This window comes from Gillisia limnaea DSM 15749 (genome assembly GCF_000243235.1).
GTDB lineage: Bacteria > Bacteroidota > Bacteroidia > Flavobacteriales > Flavobacteriaceae > Gillisia > Gillisia limnaea.
This window is the reverse complement of sequence record NZ_JH594606.1, coordinates 479,766-501,995: the sequence shown is the minus strand read 5'-3', so window position 1 is coordinate 501,995 and position 22,230 is coordinate 479,766. Positions and strand designations below refer to the sequence as shown.

Genomic DNA, 22,230 nt, shown 5'->3' with positions numbered 1-22,230 from the left:
GATTTTAACGTATTTCCCTGTGTTTTTTGAGCATAGAGATCTATTGCGCCCGGTGAAGGCGGTTTGCAGGGGACTCATTCTGTTTTTGTAATTTATTCTTACAGCCTGGTGGTGGTTCGCGCACACCAAAGAACCCGATAATTTCTAACTGTCCGTAATGACATATCCAATGCTACAGATGCAGCTCTAGATTTTGGCAAATTTCTCTTTTAAATTTATTTTCATAAATCACCAGTTATTTAGTTTGTTTTATAATCCAATCACCTATCGTCTCCAAAGCAGCGGGTGCAAATGTTTGTTCAAGCTGAGCATACTCAGAAGTCAGTCCTGTTTTGCTTTCCTGGAATATGTGATTAAGCCCTTCTAGTAAAACAACTTCTTGATTCTTTGATTTGCTAGCTGCCAGCGCTTCCTTAACTTGCTGTAAATGATATTTTGGTGGTACCTGGGTATCTTTGCTTCCGTAGAGGGCCAAGGCTGGTATTTTGATTTTTTTGATTTCATCTACAGGATTATAATTATAAAAATATCTAATCCAAGGGGTTGTTCTTGCAGTTACAAGGTTTTGAATAAATTCCTCCTTATTCACATCAACTGGGAGCAATGACTTTAACATTTCCGAATTTTGGTAAAATGTTGTTAAGTCTTCTTTAACGCTATCTGTTTCAATCTCGGAGGAAGCTATGTCAATGGCTTCTTTTACATAATCTTCAAATTGTTTTTGATCCGGGACTGGGAAATTCCTGCTGTCAATTGATTGTGAATATGAAACAAATTTTCCTGTGGTTCCCGTCCCTGCGAGCATTACAATAAACCCCACATCTATTGACTGGTTGGCCACCATGGGAGAAATTATGGCACCTTCACTGTGGCCAATCAATCCAATTTTACTTTTATCGATTTGAGGGTGGTTTTTCAAAAATTCAATCGCACTAAGGACATCTGTGGCAAAATCAGCAGTAGTTCCTTCAGCAAAATTACCAGTCGATTCCCCAAATCCTCTGTCATCATAGCGCAATACAGCAATTCCTCTTCTTGTTAAATAATCCGATAGTACAAAAAATGGCTTATGTGTCATAAATGATTCATCCCTATCTTGAGGTCCACTACCTGATATCAAAATGACAACAGGTGGTTTTTTTTGTGACAGTTTTGGGATTGTCAATGTTCCTGCCAGGGTAACCTTGTCCTTTTGGTTGGTGAAAGTAACTTCTTCCACGTGATAAGGATATGGTTTTATGGGTTCCTGAGGTCTGTTTGGTTTGACTTCCAATATGGCTTCTTTTGTTAGGACCAATGGCACAGTATTCACACCCTCTTGAAAAGAACCTTCTATTGTACTAGAAGTTACGTTCCATTTTCCATTGAATTTGAATCCTAAGTTGGAAGCATCAATTAACAAAACCCCATCTTCAAAACTTGTTGATTGTGATTGAAGCCCTTTTACTCCCTGGCTTGGAATTGCTATTTCGGTAGTCAGTTGGTTTTCATTTCCTGAGATTTTAAAAATGAACAATATTTTTCTCCCTGCCTGTACTTCAAGGTTGCCGTTCCACGCACCTCTAATATCCTGGGAAATACCCAAAAATGGAAGTATTAAAAAGGTTGCGATAATTAATAATTTTTTCATGATTTTGATTTTTTTTAGGGCATAGTTATCCTATTACTGATAGTTTCAGCCAATTAAAAGCTTGTAGTAAGTAGATTGAATTTTAGTTATTGATGTCTGAAAGCATTTTTTTCGTTGCGCTCAATACCTTGTTATAGGACTTTAACACCCACCAGGAGAATACCAGAAAGAATAAAACGAAGATTGGAAAAATAAGCGTCCAAAAGTTAGGTATTTGATCCAGACTTTTTCCTTGAATGGCTGCCAGTACAGGAAGGATTATCAGCATAAAAAATAACCCTAATGCGACATTTAGTTTTTGAAGTTTTTGGAACCTGATTTTTTGCCTCCCAAAAAGGTTGATAATCTCCAAATATGTATTAGATGAAATAGATATATTTTTCATGGCACGTACAGATTTAAGGGAAATAACCGGCAATATAAAAAGCAAAGCAACAGAAATCCCTGCGAAAACCTGAATGAGTACTTCATCTATTTTTGTGAAGTTCATAAGTATATATGAAGCTCCCAGATAACATATAATAGTTCCTATAAATTCTGAATAGCCAATTATATTCATTTTAGAATTATAGTTCTTCTGGGTGATTTTTTCTATGAGTTGGTTGGTACGTATTTCTTGCTTTTCTACTCTCTTACTTAGTTCGCCCCAGGTATTTTTCATTTCTTCCAGTTCCATAATTATTTTTTTTTGATGATTTGTGATTTTATTTTTTCTCTTATCCTCGAAATCTTTGTTCCCACATTGCTAATGCTTATGCCAACTATGGAAGCGATTTCCTCATGGCTTTTGCCTTCCAGATATAAAAGGATAATTCCCTTTTCCAATAGGTTTAGCATTTGGATATGTTCGTAAAGCAGGTTTATCCTCTCCTCTTCTGTCTTATCTATTTCTTCAGAAGGTTGCTCTGTCCTGAAGTCGATAGAGGTGGTTTGAATTCTTCTTTTAGTCTGCTTTAAATTAAAAATGGCTGTGTTAAGTGCAACCCGATACATCCAGGTGCTCAATTTTGCCTGCTCATTGAAAGAGTCAAACGATTTCCAAAGCTGATAGACAATTTCCTGATACAAGTCTTTCCTGTCTTGAACACTGTTGGTGTATAAAGTCGTGACTTTATAAATCAACCCTTCATTCTCCTTAATAATTTTAGTAAACCGGCTTTTTGTATCCATGGAAAATTAAACTTCATCTTATTAGTGTATGAAGTTCCAAATAAATCACAATATGGTGGGTTTTATTTTTTATGATGATGATTATTTTTGTTGCCTGTGGGTTTTACTGCAATTGCAGTCAAGGTTGCACGTATAATAATAGCGGTGGTTTGCAGGCTAATTTCCTGTCGTATACACCTTGTCAAATAAGGGGTGTATTGAAGAATAAAACTTTCCGTATTGTTCAAAAAAATTTATCTACCCGATTTCTCAGGAAAATAAAATGGAAAAATCGGGTGATAGGTTCTTCTGTTATTGGAAAAGTTCCTGGCGTTCTTTTATCAGCCTAATGAGTTCTTCAGGTTGTTCTATAGCATTTATTTCTTCTGAAGAAATAAAGACCTCAAGGCCATTCGTAGTGGCAGCAAGAACAATGGGAAAGGTGAACTTATGGCCAAATTTAGATTTGTACTGTTTTTGAAACTCATCAATATGAAGAAACATCATAGGATGCTTACCGGATTTCCTGAAGGCTTTCCAGGTTTCATTTTCCTTCAAAATACCGTGCGTAATACGGCACAAATTGCAGGTATAGGTTGAGGGACTAAATACCTTATGTAAAACATCAAGGGAGGAATTAACTTTTCCGGAACTGGCGTTGTAAATAAAAAGTAGTTTTTCCATTATAAAGCAGTTTCTTCTTTCCAGGATTTTTCCAGTACTTCCAGAAAGCTCTCCGGGGCTTGTGCTCCCGAAACAGCATATTTGTTGTTAAACACAAAGAATGGAACTCCCTGGACCCCTATGTTTCTTGCTTCCATTTCATCCTGTTTTACCTGGTAGGCAAATTTTTCTGAATCTAAAACTTCTTCTGTTTCTTTTTTATCTAAACCTATGCCGGCTGCAATTTGAATAAGGCTTTCACGGTCATCTATATTTTTACCTTCTGTAAAATGAGCTTCAAACAAAGCTTCTTTTATTTCATCTCCCAGTCCTTTTGATTTTGCAAATTGCAGCAGTTGATGGGATTTATAGGAATTGGCAACAATCAGCGAATCCATATTGAACTCCAAACCTGTTTCAGCGGCCATCTCCTTCGCCCGGCTGAACATTTGATGTGCCTGTTCCCGGGAAATTCCTTTGGCTTTAGTGAAATAATCTATAAGATCAACTTCAGGTTGCGTTTTTAAATTAGCATCCAACTGAAAGCTATGCCAGGTTACTACCACATCTTCTCTATTTTCAAACTGTTCCAGTGCCTGCTCAAATTTGCGTTTTCCAATATAACAAAAAGGGCATCTTATATCAGACCATATATCTACTTTCATATTCTTATATTTTAGGCTCGCTTAAAAGTTAATAGTATATTTTGGTTTCTCCAAAAGCTCCTGTACTAGCTTTTAATTTCGTTAGTCGCAAAAAAGTGCTAATCATTATTTTTAGCGTAAAATTTTCTTTTTTTCCGAGACTTCGGGTTTATTATATGATTATCCGTGAGGTTGTTACGGATTGAAAATCCGCGCCGAAGTAGTCCTGAGGTCGTCACGGATTAGAAATCCGCGCCGACTTCGTGTTTCTTCACGGATTGAAAATCCGTTCCGACTTATGGTAGAGCCGACTTATGGTAGAGCCGACTTAGTATAAAAGTACCAAGTTGAAGGAAAACTACTTCATTTATTATCAAACTCAATTAAGAGTTTCAATAATCAATAATTTTTTCCTTTTATTATCTTTTCATTAACAGGAGTATGAAGTTCTTTTAATTAGCTTCTTTTTCAATTATAATTATAATAATATGGGAAGGCTGGAAGGTAAAGTGGCTTTAATAACAGGATCAGACTCAGGAATAGGCCGGGCAACTGCGGTAGAATTTGCAATAGAAGGTGCTAGAGTCGTTGTTACCTATAATTCAGATGAAGAAGGGGCAAAAGAAGCTTTAAAAGAAATAGAAAGTGCAGGAAGTAGTGGGATTATTTTGCAAGTAGATGTTTCAGAAGAAAAGGAAGTTGAAAACATGTTCGATAAAGCAATAGAAGAATTTGGAACAGTAGATATCCTGTTAAATAATGCTGCGGTAAATGGAAAAGGATATAGAGTAGAGGATATGCCTACAGAAGTGTGGGACCAGGCAATAAAAGTTAATTTGTACGGGTATTTTTATTGTATTCGCCGTTTTGTGCAGATAAGGAAAAACTCAAAAGAGGTAAAGGGAAAAATTATAAATATAAGTTCTGTTCATGAAGAAATTGCCGCTCCCGGAACAGCTGAATATTGCAGTTCTAAAGGCGCTGTAAAAATGTTGATGAGAACCCTGGCATTAGAGCTGGCGGAGGATGGAATAAATGTAAACAACATAGCACCGGGAATGATTCTTACGCCGATGAACCAGGAGGCGAAAGATGATAAGGAGGAAAGACAGAAAAAAATTCAAAATATACCAATGAAACGCGCTGGAACTCCTGAAGAAGTTGGAAAACTGGCTGTTTTCTTAGCTTCTTCAGACTCAGATTATATTACGGGGTCAACATACGTTGTGGACGGAGGCCTTATGAGGCTTTTGGGGCAGGGCGCATGAAATATATCCGTGATTTGTAAAGAGAAGGTGGAGGCGCTTTAAAGAAGAGATACAAACTTTATTTTAGGACTATCTCAAAAACCATATGGACAATATTATTTCTTTCCGAACCAGGATTCCTTTGATCGCTGATAAAACTTGATATCAACCAAAAAATAATTCAGAAGAAAATATTAGAAAAATAACGGCAGCTTCTTTTGTTGGCTCATTACATAAGGTTTTTCTACTCAGTATTACAAAACCATTTCTTCATACAGCCGGTGGACTGTATTTTCGAGCCCTTTTAAAACCCCGGGATGAGGTCTGGTGCTACAGGCATTAATGGAGGTATAAAGGTCAATGGCTGGAGTAGTCGTGAGGTCGTCACGGATTAGAAATCCGCGCCGACTTCGTGATTCTCAAATAGTGCAATAGGTAGTAATGGAGGTATAAAGGTTAAGAGCTGGATTCAGGCGGGCCTTCCCGTACCGCTCGGGTGGGCTTGATCTGAGGGTCTTGATTATTGTAAGCTTTGTAGAGAAATAGGAAAGTCATTTTTTTTTGACTTTCCTATTAAATTTAAGCTTATTACTGCCCTAAAGAAAAATTAGAATTTCTGTATCCGGAACATTTCCGTCAATGGAGCAAATCGGAAAACTCTATTGTGATTTCTGCACTGTTGGTAAAGGCTGAAAGTGGTATAAATATCAGTTATAATAATTAATTACTTTTAAAGCCTGTTTACTTCAGAACATAAAAAAAACCCTTGCGATTTGCAAGGGTTTCTATTTGATCATTCTATGCTTACTTTTCTGCCACTAATTCTTTTTCTTCGAAGAAAGGATAATCTGTATAGCCTTTTTCTCCGGGAGTATAGAAAGTATCATAATCGGGTTCATTCAAGTCAAGATCATTTTCAAATCTGTAGATAAGGTCTGGATTTGCGAGAAACGATCGGCCAAATGAAACAAGATCCGTCTTATCAGCAGAGATGCTTTCTTCCGCCTCTTCCTTTGTAAATCCTCCATTCATAATAAGAGTGCCTTCATATTTTTCCCGGATATTTGCAAATATAGATTTGGAAACATCTGGAGATCCAAGGGTTGAGTTGTCCACAAGGTGCAGGTAGGCCAGTTCAAAATTGTTGAGCTTTTCCGTGAGATATAAGACCTGATCATCCAGACCATCAAAAATTTCTGTACCATTAAAAGCGCTATAAGGCGATAATCGTATACCTACTTTTTCGCTGCCTATGGCATTGGTTACTTTTTCTACCAATTCCAGGGTGAATCTGCTTCTGTTTTCTTGGTTACCCCCATATTTATCGGTTCGTTGATTGGTGGCGGTATTAAGAAACTGATCTGCCAGGTATCCATTGGCAGAATGAATCTCGACTCCGTCAAATCCTGCTTCCATAGCATCCAAAGCGGCCTTAACGAATTCGTCCTGAGCCTGATTGATCTCCTCCCTGGTCATTTCCCTGGGGACCGGATAAGGCTGAGGTCCGTTCTGGTCTGTATACATCTCTCCTTTAAGGGCTATGGCCGAAGGTGCAAGAATCTCTGCCTTCTCTTCCATATTGTCTTTATGGGAAACTCTTCCTGTATGCATTATCTGAAGAAAGATCTTACCGCCTTCTTTGTGTACTGCGGCAGTGATCTTTTTCCAGCCTCCAATTTGTTGCGCTGTATAAATTCCCGGGATGCGGGCATAACCAAGTCCATTAGGTGAAGGTGCTGTTCCTTCTGAAATAATAAGTCCGGCTTGTGCTCTCTGGCTGTAATATTTTACCATAAGGTCATTAGGAACATTATCTGTTGCCCTGGCCCGGGTTAAAGGAGCCATTATAACTCTGTTGTTTAATTTTAAGCCTTTGAGGTTATATGAATTCAATAATTTCATAGAATTGTTTTACGATATTAATTTCTTTTCCTTTAGTTCTTTGCTGATTGAATTTGCGAACTGATTTTTACTGGGAATTATGACTTGTGAAGTACGTTGTTGCTAAAGGCCTCGTCAACTTCGGTGTGGAAAATATGATTGGAATAATTGCTTATGGTTTTTACTGCCTGCGCCAGGATAATGGCAAGGATCTGCTTTTCAGAATATCCGGCATTCAGGAATTTTTTGGCCTGGTCTGGAGTTGGGTTCCCTCTACTTTCATTCATTACTTTAGTGAACTCGTGCAAAGCGCTCAATTTATCGTCTTCTATTTCTTTTCCCTGTCTAATGGCTTCAATAACATCTTTTGGAGTTTTTGAAACATTTTCAGCTAAATAGCTATGGGCAGCGGTGCAATACCCGCAGGAATTTTCGATACTAATAGTTAGCAAAACCACTTCTTGCTCTGCAGGTGTAAATCCGCTGTCTTTTCTAAATTGATGATAGCCGGTATCATACGTATTTTGCAATGCCGGTAAATTTACCATTTTCTTATACATGTTAGGGATCATCCCGTTGGCCTTTTTAGCATTTTCAAGGATCTCTTTTTGTTGCTCATTGGCATCTTCTAATTCCACCGAATTTAAACCGATTTTGTACGTTTGGTTTGACATAATTTTTATTTTAATAGAATTAATATAGAGAATCTATTTCTCTAGTGCGATTAGTTTTTCTGAAATTATTTTTAAGTCGGGAGCTGCAATTTCCGGCTCAGGTGCAAGCGGATACTGTTGTTGCCCTGGCCTGCTAACAAAAGCGGCTCGCCAACCTGCCCATAACGCGCCGGCTACATCCCAACCGTGGGCGGCAATAAGCATAGCTTCTTCCGGTTTTACACCCATTTTCCTGGATGCCCAGTTATAGGTATCGACATGGGGTTTGTATTTACCTACATCTTCAATACTTAAACGTTCTTCAAAGAAATCCAGAAGTCCGGCATTGGTAAATTGTTTTTCAACAGCTGCGTTAGAAGAATTTGTAAGAGAAATCAGCCTGTAACCATCTTCTTTTAATTTGCCTAAAGCTTCTTTAACCTCAGGGTGGGGTGGAAGGGACTTGATTGGTGAAATGGCCTCTTTCGCTTCTTCCAGACTCATCTGAATATCATTATTCGCAGCTACCATCACTAAGCTTGCTGCGCCAATTTCCCCGAAATCTTCATAATGGTTTCCAACAGTTTCTACCAAAGAATTCTGGAGCATTGTGGTAAACCATAAAGGAAGCAGTTCCTCCTTTCCATTCAAGGCTTTTCCAACACTTTCCTTCATTATTGTGAGATCCAAAAGCGTCTCGTTTACATCGAAGAATAAGATTTTTGGTCGTTTGTTTTTAAAGTTTTTCATAGGATTTATTTTTGAGTTTGCCATTCCGGCTACCGGAAAGGACAGTCCTGCCATTCCAGCCAGGCCGGATTTTTTTATAAAATTTCTTCTTGAATTTGCCATATTGCAGGTTAAAGCTGATCAATATAATTTTCGAGAGCTCCCCTATAAGCATTCCAATTGGCATCATCGTTATAGAGTTTGCGGATTCCACGCATCCCTTCAAAAGAACTCACAAGGTAAATGGCAGCCTGTTGGGCATTGGTTTCCGGTTTTATGGAACCGTCGTTATGTCCTCTTTCAATGGTCTCAACCACTGCATTTAACCAGGTATTAATAAGATCTTTTAAAGCTTCGTTTAACAAATTGGGCGAACCACCAATTTCATTGATTAAATTATTTAGCGGACAACCCATTAGTTTTTCATCGCTCGTGAAGGCCAGAAACTTGTCCAGAAAAGTGTTTTTTAGAATCGTTTTAGCTTCGCCTTCTGTGTATAAAGGCGAAATCATCGCTTTGTAAATCCTGTCATGTAATTCTGCCTTTACCACCTGGACGCCTAATTCTTCCTTGTTTTTGAAATTGTGGTAAAAAGCACCTTTGGAAAGGCCGGTAGTCTTCATAATTTCATTAACGCTGGTAGGTTTAAATCCCTTTGTATAAAACTGCTGAAAAGACTTTTCCAGAATTAATTTCCGGGTGGCTTCTGTTTTTAATTCTTGTTCCATACTGCAAAGCTATATAAAAACATTCTATACTGAATGTTTTTGGCTCATGTTTAACACTAAAGAGACGCAAAACCTCTTGCTGCACTTTATCTAACGAAGGAGTAGCAAAGTTTGGAGGAAATTATTGTTTTCGGTTTAGCTCCATACTAATGGTCACATCGGCAGTATGTCCAACTACCATATCTGAAGCCCACTCGCCCACCCCTACTTTAAAATCGGTTCGGTTTATTTCGGTATTGAATTGCAGCCCCCAGAATTTTTGTTCCTTCCATCATTGGGTGGTTCATTTCTCCTTTATATTCAAAGGGAACGCTTACTATTTTTGCGATATCCTTTATGGTAAGGTTTCCATTTACCACATAATTTTTCCCTGATTTCTGTTCAAAACCAGTAGATTCAAAATTGATTTTAGGATATTTTGAGGCGTTAAAAAAAATCATCTGACTTTAAGTGATTATCCCTTTTCTGATTGTTGGTGTAAGCAATGCTAACCGGAATGCTAAAAGTGATTTTACTTCCATCCAGGTTGTTCGGAGAAAAATAAAAAGTACCATCAAATTACTCAAACTTCCATTACGGCAGAGAAGAAGTGCGAAATGTCAAAATTAACCGAAGTATGATCTTTAGCTAAAATAAACTTATCGGCATTTTCAGCTTTTGCCAGGTTGGCCAATCCAAATGGGAAGCCTAAAATAATAGCTAAGGTTGTGATTTTTGGTTTCATAAGTTTAAAGTATTTATCTATTCATACCCTAAAGCCAAAAAAATCACCCGTAAACTTTTATTTTTTATCTGTTTTATGCATATGTGTTTTTGGTTTTGCACATTGTGTTTACTGGTTGAAAATCTGCACCGACATAGAACTTCTAAAATAAATTTTTTACCTGGTGATTCAATGCCTTCCCTGGTAGGGACGGTTAGCTGCTCCCCGGGAATTGCAGCAGGAGCAAAACTTAGTTTATTCTTTCATGGGCTGTCCCTTACTTTCTAAGGATTTCCATATCTCCTGAAGTTAAATGCTGGAATTAGGTTACCGATTCCGATTGATGAGGTGTAAATTATTTTGCCGGGGTTCTGTAATTCGGCGCTATCATTTTTTAAAGAAGCTTTAAAATTTTATTAAACTGGTTACAATTTTGAACTATATAAATACAGGAGTGATTTATAATTGGTAATTTAATCCATTATTGAGAGTTTAACCCGCCTGACCGTTGGGTAGGTTCACCGTCCCGATAGAATACCAGGATGCCTCATAATGAATTTCATTCAGGCTGGCTTGCCCGTAACGTTCGGGCGGGCTTGCCCCGAGGTTCTTGATCAGAAAAATTTACTTAGTTTCAAGGGTAATAAACACTAAACCATAAATAAAACTTTAAAACCATACTATCATGCCACAGGGAAAAACATCCGGGATTAAGAACGAAAAGCAATATGAAGCTCTTGTAGATAAAGGGATGAGTAAAACCAAAGCAGCCCGTATTGCCAATACCCCCGATGCGGGGAAAAAAGGAGGCAAGGCAGAAAAATATGAGGAAAGAACCAAAAAAGATCTTTATAATAAAGCCAAAGAAGTGGGTATAGAAGGAAGAAGCAACATGAGAAAGGAGGAGCTTATCAAGGCTCTCCGCAACTCCTAAAAGCTATAGTCTTAATGCCTTATTGAGGGCTTAATTCCCAGTCCCCGAAATGAATTTCATTTAGGCGGGACCCTTACCGTTCGGGTGGGACTTGCCCCGAGGTTCTTGATTTACAAAACTCCTTACCGCGGTGAGCCATCTGAATCTTGAGACGGTATCAAGTTGAGCAATGAGACCACCATCTTTTGGTGCCAATACATATTTTCTCAAATGATTCTAGGTTTTTCTTTATCTGCTCCAGATCAAATTCTCCAAGGCATTTCAGCCTTATATATCAAGTCTGAATAAAACGTTTAGAAACCTGTCTTTTTTGCAGAACAATACGGTTCCTACATTCAGGAATTCTTTACGTTCCACCCTTGGCAGGACCCTAATAAACCCAAATTGATTTACCCGTGCAAGTAAAACATACCTATGATGAGAGCCGATAGTCTATAAAAAGGCCAGACGATCCACTCACAAAAAAACTTTCATTTTTAGAGGAGTATTTTTTTGTACTTGTTATCTTTAACCTCATTTACTTTTTACTATATTTTTTATGAGATTTCTACAAGTATTCGTTATGCTCTTTCTGCCTTTTTTGACAATGCCGCTTTTAGCGCAGCAGGATTATTTTTTTCCCGAAAAAACATTCTTTAAAGAAGGGGTTCCCACCCCGGGCGAATTTCTGGGTTATGAAATAGGTGATTTTCATACCCGTCATGACAGGCTGGTAGCTTATTTTTATGAATTAGCACGTATTTCAGACAGGATCCATATTCAGGAAATTGGCATGACCTATGAGCAAAGGCCAATGATAATTGCCACTATTACGAGTCCGCAAAATTATAACAATCTCGAAAATATTAGGCAGGAGCATTTGCAGCTTATAGACCCGCAGGTATCCCTGCCGGCAATGGGCCAAATGCCGGTGATTATTCAGTTGGGGTACAATGTTCATGGCAACGAGCCGTCCAGCAGTGAAGCCGCTATGTTAACCGCTTATTATCTTACAGCTTCAGAAGACCCGGAGGTGCTGCGATACCTTGAAGATGCAGTGATTTTTGTAGAACCTGTTCTTAATCCAGACGGGCGGGACCGCCATACCAATTGGGCCAATATGCACAGAGGTTTTCCACCGGTGGCAGATGCCAATGATCGCGAGCATAACGAGGTTTGGCCCAGCGGAAGGGTAAACCACTATTGGTTTGACCTGAACAGAGATTGGTTACCCCTTGTACATGTGGAAAGTCAGGCAAGACTGAAATTTTACCATACCTGGTATCCCAATGTGGTTACCGATTTTCACGAGATGGGTACCAACAGTACCTATTTCTTTGAGCCTACAAAACCTTTTGGATCTGAAAACCCTATAATTCCCCGGAGTAATTACGATGATCTCAACAATTTACTCGCCCCGTATTTTGCAAATGCGATGGACGACATAGGTTCTCTTTATTTCACAAAGGAAGTTTTTGATAATTCCTATCCCGGTTATGGCTCTACGTATCCCGATATTCAGGGAGGGCTGGGGCTTGTTTTTGAACAGGCGAGTTCGCGGGGTCATTTACAGGAAAGTATTCACGGCGAAGTATCTTTTGCCTTTACCATTAGAAATCATTTGGTAAACAGTTTGGCTACGATAAAAGGCACGGTGGAGAACAAGGAAATATTTCTGCGTCACCAAAGGGAGTTCTTTGGAGGGGCGGTAAAGCAGGCAGATGGCCATTACGCCAGTGGGTATGTTTTTGGAGATGCCGGGGACCGCAACAGGACAAAAGCCTTTATGGATCTATTGCTTCAGCATAAGATAAAAGTATATGAAACAGGTCGCGATATAGAGTCTAATAACAAAACTTTTGGTGCAGGCACTTCATATATCGTACCCGGGAATCAGCCGCAATTCAGGATGGTTGCAACTATGTTTGATACAGTGACCACATTCCATGACAGTCTGTTTTACGATACTTCGGCCTGGTCCATGGTACATGCATATGGTCTTCCTTCATCGGCAATTAACAAACGAGCATGGAGAAATGTTTCTTTAGGGCAACAGATTGATTCAACCTTTCTTAACTCTCAAAGCTTTCCCGTATTAAGGAGTGATTATGCTTACCTCTTCAGCTGGCAGGATTATAATGCGCCCGGGGTTTTACACGAATTACAAAAAAAAGGCATTATTGCCAAGACAGCGTTTAAGCCTTTCAGCATAGAAACCCTCGAAGGGATAAAGGAATTTAGCAATGGAAGTATCCTGGTACCCGTGGAGATACAGAAGATGCCGGCAGAAGAACTTCACAGTCTTATGAGCGACCTGGCTAAGACACACAAAATATCTATTGAGGCGGTAAAGGGAGGCTTTAGCACCACAGGTATTGACCTGGGAAGTAGTTCCTTTGAAAACCTGGAAGTTCCTAAACCTCTTATGTTAATTGGGGAAGGTATTTCTCAATACGAAGCAGGAGAGATCTGGTATTTGATGGACAGCAAACTTGGGATGCCTTTAACAAAAGTGGATATTCTTGATTTTAATAGGGTGAAACTGGAAAATTATAATGAATTGATTTTGGTGAACGGAAACTATGGGTTGCTAAGAGAAAAAGATGTGCAAAAGATAAAGAATTGGGTGGAACAGGGGAATACGCTTATTCTTCAGAAATCGGCAGTAACCTGGGGGATCACTAACAAATTAATTGCGGAAGAACTAAAAGTTAAAAAGGATACAGTAACTGAAGATGCCCCAAGCCTGCGTTTGGATTATGGAAGCGCTGAAGCTATAGAAGGGGCAAAAGTAATAGGCGGCTCTATGTACAGGGTAGACCTCGATATCACTCATCCTCTTGGTTTTGGTTATACAAACCGGGATCTGGTGGTTTACAGGAACAGTAATATTTTGTTGAATCCCGTTAAAAATCCCTATAGCACCGTTGCTGTTTATAAAAACGATCCCCTGGTAAGCGGTTATATTTCATCAGATAATTTACAGAAACTACCGGGTACCGCCTCTGTGCTTGTAAGCAAGCTCGGTTCCGGCAGGGTGATTTCTTTTGTGGACAACCCAAACTTCAGGGGAACCTGGTATGGCACAAATAAATTGTTTTTTAATGCGTTGTTCTTTGGCCCAATAATCGAAGTTCCAGAGGTGAGGGAGTAGTTTGGTGCGGTAGGAGCTATGAATATTAAGAAAAAACATTTAATCCTATTCAGGACGCTACTTATTTTCATCCGACCACTGAAAAGTTTCCCGCAGATCCCGCAGATTTTCTAGCGGATCAAAAGGAGTGGTGAGTATTGAGTATTGAGTATTGAGAATAAACTTTAAACCACAAAAAGGGTTCTTTTTTACGGTTTCCACTCTAAAGGATTGTGGAAAAAAAACTAAGCTGTAAACTACCAGCCTGCCTGCCGGTAGGAAGGTTTCATACAACTAATGACAATCAACGACCGCTTAATCCTTCCCCGCCTGTTCTATTTCCGCCAGTCTTTTATCAAGCGCTTCCCGGTTGTAGTATTTGCCTTTAACTATCACGGCCTGTATCTTATGTGTATTGCTAATATCCTCGAGCGGATTGGCGTTCAGCAGGATGAGATCGGCGCGTTTGCCGGGTTCTATGGTGCCAAATTCTTCGGGAGTCTCAAAATAAAGGGAGGGATTTCTGGTGCCTGTTACCAATACTTCGTAAGGGGTGAGTCCGGCGTTCACCATCATTTCCATTTCACGGTGAAGGGAGAATCCGGGAACGTTAAAAAATTGCGGCGCATCACTTCCCAATACAATCTTTGCTCCGCTATCATGAAGTTCTTTGGTGAGTTCCCGCCGCAGCTCCACCAGGGCTTTGGTGGCTTCGGGTTGAAAATCTTGTCTTTTGCTGTAAGTATTCTTGAATTTTAACCAGCCATCCAGTACATCTTCAGGCATATATTTCATCTCCGTCCTATTTATCATTTTCTCTGCTGCTATAGGGGAGGCAAGGTGTTCTATCAGGCTCAGGGTAGGGACGTTCCAGGTGCCGGCTTCCACTGTTCTTTTTACTGCCTCCGGAATCCTGCTGCGGTCGATGAGTTGTATGAGTCCGCTGCCGAAAAATCCGGCGCTAACGCCTTCGGTAGTAGCATCATCCGGAACCAGGAATTCCACATAGCGGTCGTAGTGATCAATAGATCTTTGTCCTGCATCCAACGCCCCAATAAGACCCACTTCCTCAGGGATGTGTCCGCCAAAGGGAATACTCACTTCATTTGCGGTCATGGCCATACGCTCGTAGGTTTCTTTGTCGATGCTTCCCATTTTCAGCAGGTCATATCCCGCTTCTTTTTGCAAGCGCACCTCCCGGTCGGCAGCTTCGGGGGTGGGGGCCAGTTTTTTGTTGAAGAAAGGTCCGGCAGCGAAAATTTTAGGCCCCGGAAGCTCATCGCGCTCCACCTTTTTCTTTACTTTTAAGTGATAGGCGTTCCCCAGCATATTGCGCACCGTGGTCACACCATTGGCGATATATAGGAACAGCACATCTTCCACATACTGAGGCCTGTCTTCTCCGGGAATATGACCGTGCATTTCTGTAAGTCCGGGGATCAGGTAACGTCCCCGCCCGTCAATTTCTTCAGCAGCTTGCGGTAATTTTACCTCTGCGGAAGGGGCTACGCGGGTGATCCTGCCATTCTCCACGATCACTGTATGGTTTTCGAGGATCTGCTCCGTGTCCATAGGTATCACATTTACATGGGTGATAGCATAAATTTTGGAAGCAGCCTTTTCCTGTGCGACTAGCGGATAACTGATGAAAAAAGCCGAAAATAAAAAGAGGAATTTTTTAAAGTATTGCATAGTAAGGCAGATTTTAAATTGATAACTGACTTACTAAAATACTGATTTTTAAGGAATTCTCTATACTCTTTAGCCTTTGGTCATTAGTTACTGCGATGCCAAGCCGAAAAACCCATATCAAAACCTGTGTTATACCGATTCATCCTCCACTATTTTCTATTCACTGAACCAGTGTATTGGGAATTGGGTATTGAGAACGAACTTCGAAACCACGATTTCCCAACTGAAAATCGGGAACTTCACAATTTACAACCGAACATTGAACTCTGAACTAAACAAAAACCTATTCTTAATCCCTCCCGGCTAATACAAACAGAAAAAGTTACCAAATTGCTTTAGTAACTTTTTCTACATCCGGAAGAATATCCGGAGTGGGGGTGATATATCCTAGTTTATTTTTTCTCCGGTAAACCACGCGTTAACCAACCTCTTCTATTTGCGGTAGCCATAGCATAAGGAGTGATCCAAAACAAGCCAAAGGTGTAAAAAATACTGTAGGTGTAAGCCCAGAAAGCTTCAGATATGTTGTATTTTTTTGCATAAAAAAATACCGGAAGACTCGAGAATATGAGAATACTTAAAAGTGTGGAACTAATAAACATTATAGGGTGTGAGATCAATAAAACCAGCATAATAAGGATCAGCGGATACGCTGTTACCATCCCCATCCATTGATTAAGCAATAGAAGGCGGGTTCCGGACTTCGGTCCATTTCTAAAGGGTTTAAAAGCAAACTTAGACATCATAAGGTTTTCACGAACGTTACTTCTTTCCCACCGCGTAAACATTTTGTGCAAACTGCTAAATTTTTCAGGAATATTGGTAAGCACATAAGCATTGCGTTGGAATAAAACATGAAAGCCCTGTTTCAGGATCATATTGGTCATTGCCCGGTCTTCCCCAATATCTGTAGGTTGTCCCATAAAAGTCTGATTTATCCACTCCGGTAGGCAATTCATCACAGCCTTACTGCGATAGGCGGCCAACGCCCCGGGGGTACATAATACTGAACCCAATACACTTTGTGCAGATCTTATAAACTCAAAACTAAATACGAAGCTCACATTTAGCATTCGGGGAATGATGGCTTTTTCGTTATTTAAAACCCGAACATTTCCGGCCACAGCTCCACAATTCTCATTGGTTACAAACGGGGAAACCAGGTTGCGTAGAGTGTCTTTCTCTACGATAGAATCACTATCTACTGTGACAAAGACCTCACCGGTTGCAAGGTTGAATCCGCGGTAAAGCGCGTGTCTTTTTCCCTGGTTTTCAGGTTGCTGATATATTGAAACACGATCTCCCAATTGTTCTTTGGCTTTTTTCATCCACTCCCAGGTGTCATCTTTACTACCATCATCAATAGCAAGTAACTGTAGTTTTTCTGCTGGATAGTCACTATTCACTAAACTCAGCAAAGTGGAATAAACCAGTTGGCCTTCGTTATACGCAGGTACAATAACCGTACTGGTAGGCAATTCCTCATCTTTAACTGAAGTTACAGGCTTGTAGCGAAAAAATAATCGGGCAATATATGCCAGAAAGCTCAATCTGAAAAGCAACAGAAAGACTCCCAAAAATAAAAGGATCATTCCCCCCAGGGTATCCATTCTGCTAAGGTTCATTTCCTCGAACTGTGGCTGCAATAAGTAAACGGAAAATGCTCCGCCTAAAAGAAGTAAGAAAGTCATCGCTAATGTGAAATGATGTCTTTTTGTAAAGATTGCTTTACGATAATTATCTGAAACCTTTTCTTTTTCGGTTTCACGTGATGCATTGCCTTTTTGTTGTGCTGTATCATTTAAACTAATTTTTTTAGCCGTAGCCGGAGAGGCTAATGTGAGTTCTTCTGTTATCATCTTATAAATTATTCTTTTATTCCTATTTCACTTCGATCTATGCCTTTCCTTTTTACCTGAAATACTATAAATAGTGAAATCGAATTCCGGGTGGGAAAACCAATAATTGTACCGCATACTTATCTCATTGAAATTCAGGCGTGGTTGTAGGCTTTATGGGGAATTACACCGGGTTAGAAGAAAAAAATTGGGGTAAAAATCCACAACTTTTACACCCTCAAATTTCCGGGAAGAATCATGTGACTTTCTGTCTGTAAATGTGTGTGATTAGAAAGGTCTCCAAAAGGGTTCATGAAAAACCGGAAAAATGGAGATTAGAATTTAAAATTGAGTTTATTTCTGAAAGTAAACCAGGTATGAAAAACACAAATTAGCGTTATAGCAATCGTAAAAGATTCCTGCAGATCACGCAGATTTGAAATGGAGTATAGAGGGTTGAGAATTGAGTTATGATTGAATATTGTATAATGTATGTTGGATTACTGAAAACGGTCGATTATAATTAGGACTCAAATAAGAAAAATCCCAAAACCCAAACAACTTTTGACTATTGACCACCGAATAACCACTCACAATCAATAATGCGTGCAGAGGTTTTTGATTTCCTTTCTGCGGAAAATTTTCTTTCGTTTACATTTCTTCTGAAGTTTATTCTCTTATAATCACTTGCAAGTTGACCGAAGCTTAGAAAGTGTCCTACTTTACGAACTGCAGGAAAGCATAGAGCAGCCGGGTTTTTGAGTAGCCCAGTCCGGCCTTTTTTTGAGCAAATCCTCATCATCTTCGGTATAAGGTTGCTTCAGCGCAGCACGCAGTTTATCAAAAAGGCTTCTTTCACCCATTTCCAGTTCTTCAATGGCCTGGTGCAGCAGGTAATTCCGAAGTATAAATCGCGGATTGGTTTTCTTCATTATTTCGGCGGAAGCTTCGGTAGAAATGCTATTCTTTTTCCGTCTTTCAGCATAGCTTATTATAAGCTTCAGAAATTCAACTTTTAATTCTCCCGAAGGTTCTGTATAAAAAGCCGGTTTGAGATATATAAAGAGCATATCACCTTCCGCAGAAATTGATGGAAGATCAATAAGCAGCCGATAAAGGATAGTCATATCGGGTTTTACCTTAGCAAGCAACTCTTCCAGTTGGGAGATCATTTTTTTATCTTCCGCAGTGATCTTATCCAGTCCCAGTTTGTTTCCCATCATTTCATAATACCTGTTCCAGAAATTATCTTCATAGGAGTTTAGGGCCTCTTCCAGCAATTCGGTATCCTTAAAAAGCGGGGTAAGAGCGGTTGCGAGTCGGCTAAGGTTCCATAGCGCAATGGAAGGCTGATTCCCAAAGGCATACCGCCGCCCGGGCAGGTCGGTGGTATTGGGTGTAAACGATGGGTCATAATCATCGAGAAAAGAAAACGGGCCGTAATCAATGGTCTGGCCCAGGATAGACATATTATCTGTGTTCATAACCCCATGCACAAATCCTACGCGGTGCCATTCCACCATTAAGGCGGCAGTTTTGTCTATAACCTCCCTGAACCAGTTGATGATCCTGTTCTCTCCTTTATGATGCGGAAAATGTTTTTCAATGGTCCAGTCGACAAGATGTTGCAGATTTTCTTTTTCTTTCCTGGCGGCAAGGATTTCAAAATTCCCGAAGCGCAGAAAACTTTCAGAAACCCGCATCACAATTGCGCCGGGTTCATAGGCCGCGTTGCCGTTATAGAACATATCCCGTAAGATCTTATCTCCGGTGGTTACCAGGCTAAGTGCACGGGTAGTGGGAACTCCCAGGTGAAACATTGCCTCGCTCATAAGATATTCCCGAACCGAGGATCTTAATACCGCCCGGCCATCGGCCATTCTGGAATAGGCAGTAGGCCCGGCTCCTTTGAGTTGCATTTCCCAGCTACCACCGTTATGTTCCCATTCTCCCAGAGTGATGGCCCGGCCATCTCCCAGCTGCCCCGCCCAATTCCCGAACTGGTGGCCGGCGTAACAAGCGGCATAAGGCTGCATAGTCTCGGTAACTTTATTTCCTGCAAGTATCTTTAAATCTTCCGCGCCTGGAGAGTCCATACCCATTTCGGCCGCGAGCTCCTCTGTAAAAGCGAGAAGTTTAGGATCGCTCACTTTGGTGGGAATTGCTTTACTGTAAAGAACCCCGGGAGTTTGTCGCGGGGAAAGGTCTCCGCTGTTATCTCCCGGGAATGCTGAGGTGAATAGATTGGTGAATTTTTTATCGGTAATGTGCATAAAGCTGAAAATGTTTAAAAAGAATTGAAATACCCTGGTATAAAGATATTACCGGAAAGATCCAATTTGGCTTGTTCTGCGAGGTTTTTAATTTTTTTAACAAAGGTTTATAGTTGGTCGGGATCGCAACAAGCCTTTAAAAACATCCAAAACAATAAAAATCAAACCTTCTTACAAGTTAAGATTACAGTTTATTTACTGGTTTTGAGAGGGGTAAGTCGTTGGTCGGTAAATGCATGCATTATATCGAAAAAGAATTTTTTTTATTTAAACCAATTGAAAAATGATGTTAATTAGCTCGTGTAAACTTATAAGGTACTGTTAAATAGCCCCAATCTAAAAAAGCTTTTCCCCATTGCTCCTTTAGATATTTTCAGTTTCAAAAAGTTTATTCCCCACTCATATTCATCTGAATTTTCTTGAACGCAAATATAATTTTAACCTTTTAATTATGTTCTTATGGCTACACTTTTACATTTAACAAAGGGGAGATTCCTGAATTTTGCCCTAACACTTATGGCCTCCTTTTTCCTCGTCACGACGGGATGGGGGCAGACAGTTACGACGGATAAGTTGGATTATGCTCCGGGCGAAACGGCCATCATCACAGGTGAAGGTTGGACGGGGGACCAATTTGTTGATCTTCACTTTGCGGAAGATCCATTTGTCGATCACATTCATGACTATCATGATATCGCGGTCAATGCAGATGGTACTTTTAGGGTTGAGTTCCCTATTTTTGATAGGCACCTTGGGGTCACTTTTACATTGACGGCGGAAGGAAAGCAGACTGGAATAACTGCAACTCGAATTTTTACTGATGGTGCATTTTTGTTTGCTGCTGAGGGTTTACCTTCTAATACGTCTGTAATTGTAACTTACACTATTTCAGGAAATGGAGGGGGAAATGGAACATTTCCAACTCCAAGTTTCATTCCCCCTTCTACTGCAGGCTCTTCGATCAACAATAAAACAATTACTCTAAATAGTTATACAACTACGTTTAACCCAAATCCTCCAGCTAATGGAGTTAATTACGTAATACTAAATTATGGTCTAAGGATCGGTAGCAGTGGCCAACCCACAAACCCACAAACTAGTAATTCTTTCGATGTTGGAGGTGGTGGTGGTGGTAATGCTGCGCTATTTACAGCAAACTACGGTGCACTTGTCTCCTCGCCAGTTACAGCAACCTACGGGAGTACTTCTGCAACCTTGACATCAAGACTCTATTCAAATTACCAAACTTCCACAGGTATTTCCGGACAGACAATTATTTTCTATATAAATGATGTAAATGTTGGTTCAGGGACAACCAATGCTAGTGGTGTAGCTACAAGAACAGTTGATTTAACCAACCTACCAACTTTAGGTACTATAAATGCGGGGAATTACACAATTTCAAGTTCTTTTGCCGGAGTTACAAATACCTATTTATCTATTAGTGAAGCTAATAGTACAACTAGCACATTGACGGTGAATAAGGCCTCGACTACAACTGTTGTAACGATCAACGGCGGACCATTCACTTATACAGGTTCTGCACAAACACCGGCCACGGTAAGTGTAATAGGAGCAGGCGGCTTGGATTTAACTCCAGATGCTACTTATGCAGACAACACCAATGCAGGAACAGCGAATGCAAGTTATTCTTATGCTGAAAGCGCAAACCACTTGGCTTCTTCAGACAGCGAAGACTTTACAATCGGCAAAGCAGCATCAGTTACCACAGTAACAATCACAGGTGATCCGTTCACTTATACAGGCTCAGCGATTATTCCGGCTACAGTTACCGTAACAGGAGCAGGCGGATTGGATTTGACTCCAGCTCCGGTTTATGCAAACAATACCAATGCAGGAACAGCGAATGCAAGTTATTCTTATGCTGAAAGCGCAAACCACTTGGCTTCTTCAGACAGCGAAGACTTTACAATCGGCAAAGCAGCATCAGTTACCACAGTAACAATCACAGGTGATCCGTTCACTTATACAGGCTCAGCGATCACTCCGGCTACAGTTTCTGTAACAGGAGCAGGCGGCTTGGATTTAACTCCAGATGCTACTTATGCAGACAACACCAATGCAGGAACAGCGAATGCCAGTTACTCTTATGCTGAAAGTGCCAACCACTTGGCTTCATCAGACAGCCAGGACTTTGGAATTGGCAAGGCAGCTTCAACAACTGTTGTAACGATCAACGGCGGACCATTCACTTATACAGGTTCGGCACAGACGCCAGCCACGGTAAGTGTAACAGGTGCAGGCGGATTGGATCTGACTCCAGATGCTACTTATGCAAACAACACCAATGCAGGAACAGCCAATGCCAGTTACTCTTATGCTGAGAGTGCAAA

General features: G+C 40.3%; 20 protein-coding genes. 4 read left to right on the top strand and 16 right to left on the bottom strand.

Annotated elements, in window-relative coordinates; all coding sequences use genetic code 11:
- Nucleotides 1-235: 235 nt before the first annotated feature.
- The 5 genes from GILLI_RS03920 to GILLI_RS03900 all read right to left on the bottom strand — a co-directional run bounded on the left by GILLI_RS03920 (nucleotide 236) and on the right by GILLI_RS03900 (nucleotide 4,107).
- On the bottom strand, nucleotides 236-1,630 hold the full coding sequence (locus GILLI_RS03920) for an alpha/beta hydrolase family protein (protein WP_006987827.1): 1,395 nt from the start codon (nucleotides 1,628-1,630) through the stop codon (nucleotides 236-238).
- 82 nt (nucleotides 1,631-1,712) lie between these two features.
- The gene (locus GILLI_RS03915; RefSeq protein ID WP_006987826.1) at nucleotides 1,713-2,306 is read right to left on the bottom strand and encodes a hypothetical protein; all 594 of its coding nucleotides are present in this window, start codon (nucleotides 2,304-2,306) and stop codon (nucleotides 1,713-1,715) included.
- Between the two features lie 2 nt (nucleotides 2,307-2,308).
- Nucleotides 2,309-2,800, bottom strand: a complete 492-nt coding sequence (locus tag GILLI_RS03910; protein WP_006987825.1) for an RNA polymerase sigma factor — start codon at nucleotides 2,798-2,800, stop codon at nucleotides 2,309-2,311.
- Between the two features lie 291 nt (nucleotides 2,801-3,091).
- A complete protein-coding gene (locus tag GILLI_RS03905) occupies nucleotides 3,092-3,463 on the bottom strand; it encodes a hypothetical protein (RefSeq protein WP_006987824.1) in 372 nt (123 codons plus the stop codon).
- Complete coding sequence (locus GILLI_RS03900; RefSeq protein WP_006987823.1) at nucleotides 3,463-4,107, bottom strand: DsbA family oxidoreductase; 645 nt, start codon at nucleotides 4,105-4,107, stop codon at nucleotides 3,463-3,465. The genes GILLI_RS03905 and GILLI_RS03900 overlap by 1 nt, the downstream gene beginning before the upstream one ends.
- 467 nt (nucleotides 4,108-4,574) lie before the next feature.
- Here GILLI_RS03900 and GILLI_RS03895 point away from each other — a divergent pair, with 467 nt between their 5' ends.
- Nucleotides 4,575-5,354 carry an SDR family NAD(P)-dependent oxidoreductase gene (locus GILLI_RS03895; RefSeq protein ID WP_006987822.1) on the top strand — a complete coding sequence of 260 codons (780 nt, stop codon included), beginning with the start codon at nucleotides 4,575-4,577 and terminating at the stop codon, nucleotides 5,352-5,354.
- A 783-nt stretch (nucleotides 5,355-6,137) separates the two neighbouring features.
- On the opposite strand, the gene GILLI_RS03890 is transcribed toward GILLI_RS03895, so the two are convergent.
- From GILLI_RS03890 to GILLI_RS18300, 7 genes are all read right to left on the bottom strand, one after another.
- Complete coding sequence (locus GILLI_RS03890) at nucleotides 6,138-7,235, bottom strand: alkene reductase (RefSeq protein WP_006987821.1); 1,098 nt, start codon at nucleotides 7,233-7,235, stop codon at nucleotides 6,138-6,140.
- Nucleotides 7,236-7,312: 77 nt separating this feature from the next.
- Complete coding sequence (locus GILLI_RS03885) at nucleotides 7,313-7,888, bottom strand: carboxymuconolactone decarboxylase family protein (protein WP_006987820.1); 576 nt, start codon at nucleotides 7,886-7,888, stop codon at nucleotides 7,313-7,315.
- A 33-nt stretch (nucleotides 7,889-7,921) separates the two neighbouring features.
- Entirely contained in the window at nucleotides 7,922-8,719 is a 798-nt protein-coding gene (locus GILLI_RS03880) for a haloacid dehalogenase type II (protein ID WP_006987819.1), read from the bottom strand.
- Nucleotides 8,720-8,727: 8 nt separating this feature from the next.
- A complete protein-coding gene (locus GILLI_RS03875; protein ID WP_006987818.1) occupies nucleotides 8,728-9,324 on the bottom strand; it encodes a TetR/AcrR family transcriptional regulator in 597 nt (198 codons plus the stop codon).
- 209 nt (nucleotides 9,325-9,533) lie between these two features.
- Nucleotides 9,534-9,764 carry a YceI family protein gene (locus GILLI_RS17595; protein WP_050855578.1) on the bottom strand — a complete coding sequence of 77 codons (231 nt, stop codon included), beginning with the start codon at nucleotides 9,762-9,764 and terminating at the stop codon, nucleotides 9,534-9,536.
- Nucleotides 9,751-9,834, bottom strand: coding sequence for a hypothetical protein (locus GILLI_RS19205; protein WP_425357526.1), 84 nt, complete (start codon nucleotides 9,832-9,834; stop codon nucleotides 9,751-9,753). The genes GILLI_RS17595 and GILLI_RS19205 overlap by 14 nt, the downstream gene beginning before the upstream one ends.
- 52 nt (nucleotides 9,835-9,886) lie before the next feature.
- Nucleotides 9,887-10,048, bottom strand: coding sequence for a hypothetical protein (locus GILLI_RS18300; protein ID WP_156798639.1), 162 nt, complete (start codon nucleotides 10,046-10,048; stop codon nucleotides 9,887-9,889).
- A gap of 664 nt (nucleotides 10,049-10,712) precedes the next feature.
- Between GILLI_RS18300 and GILLI_RS03865 the strand changes: the two genes are divergently transcribed.
- Nucleotides 10,713-10,961 carry a DUF7218 family protein gene (locus GILLI_RS03865; RefSeq protein ID WP_006987817.1) on the top strand — a complete coding sequence of 83 codons (249 nt, stop codon included), beginning with the start codon at nucleotides 10,713-10,715 and terminating at the stop codon, nucleotides 10,959-10,961.
- Nucleotides 10,962-11,228: 267 nt separating this feature from the next.
- On the opposite strand, the gene GILLI_RS18765 is transcribed toward GILLI_RS03865, so the two are convergent.
- Nucleotides 11,229-11,327 carry a DUF3037 domain-containing protein gene (locus tag GILLI_RS18765; protein WP_280985184.1) on the bottom strand — a complete coding sequence of 33 codons (99 nt, stop codon included), beginning with the start codon at nucleotides 11,325-11,327 and terminating at the stop codon, nucleotides 11,229-11,231.
- A 172-nt stretch (nucleotides 11,328-11,499) separates the two neighbouring features.
- Between GILLI_RS18765 and GILLI_RS03860 the strand changes: the two genes are divergently transcribed.
- Nucleotides 11,500-14,094: a M14 family metallopeptidase gene (locus tag GILLI_RS03860; protein WP_040506391.1), complete on the top strand. Its 2,595-nt coding sequence runs from the start codon at nucleotides 11,500-11,502 to the stop codon at nucleotides 14,092-14,094.
- 294 nt (nucleotides 14,095-14,388) lie between these two features.
- Here GILLI_RS03860 and GILLI_RS03850 read toward each other — a convergent pair whose 3' ends face one another.
- From GILLI_RS03850 to GILLI_RS03840, 3 genes are all read right to left on the bottom strand, one after another.
- Nucleotides 14,389-15,765: an amidohydrolase family protein gene (locus GILLI_RS03850; RefSeq protein ID WP_006987815.1), complete on the bottom strand. Its 1,377-nt coding sequence runs from the start codon at nucleotides 15,763-15,765 to the stop codon at nucleotides 14,389-14,391.
- Between the two features lie 392 nt (nucleotides 15,766-16,157).
- Nucleotides 16,158-17,624 carry a glycosyltransferase family 2 protein gene (locus GILLI_RS03845; RefSeq protein WP_006987814.1) on the bottom strand — a complete coding sequence of 489 codons (1,467 nt, stop codon included), beginning with the start codon at nucleotides 17,622-17,624 and terminating at the stop codon, nucleotides 16,158-16,160.
- 701 nt (nucleotides 17,625-18,325) lie between these two features.
- Nucleotides 18,326-19,876 (bottom strand): protein adenylyltransferase SelO, encoded by a 1,551-nt coding sequence (locus tag GILLI_RS03840; protein WP_006987813.1) that lies wholly within the window; start codon nucleotides 19,874-19,876, stop codon nucleotides 18,326-18,328.
- A gap of 459 nt (nucleotides 19,877-20,335) precedes the next feature.
- On the opposite strand from GILLI_RS03840, the gene GILLI_RS03835 reads away from it, so the two are divergent.
- A partial coding sequence (locus GILLI_RS03835; RefSeq protein WP_006987812.1) for a beta strand repeat-containing protein occupies nucleotides 20,336-22,230 on the top strand: 1,895 nt, incomplete at its 3' end.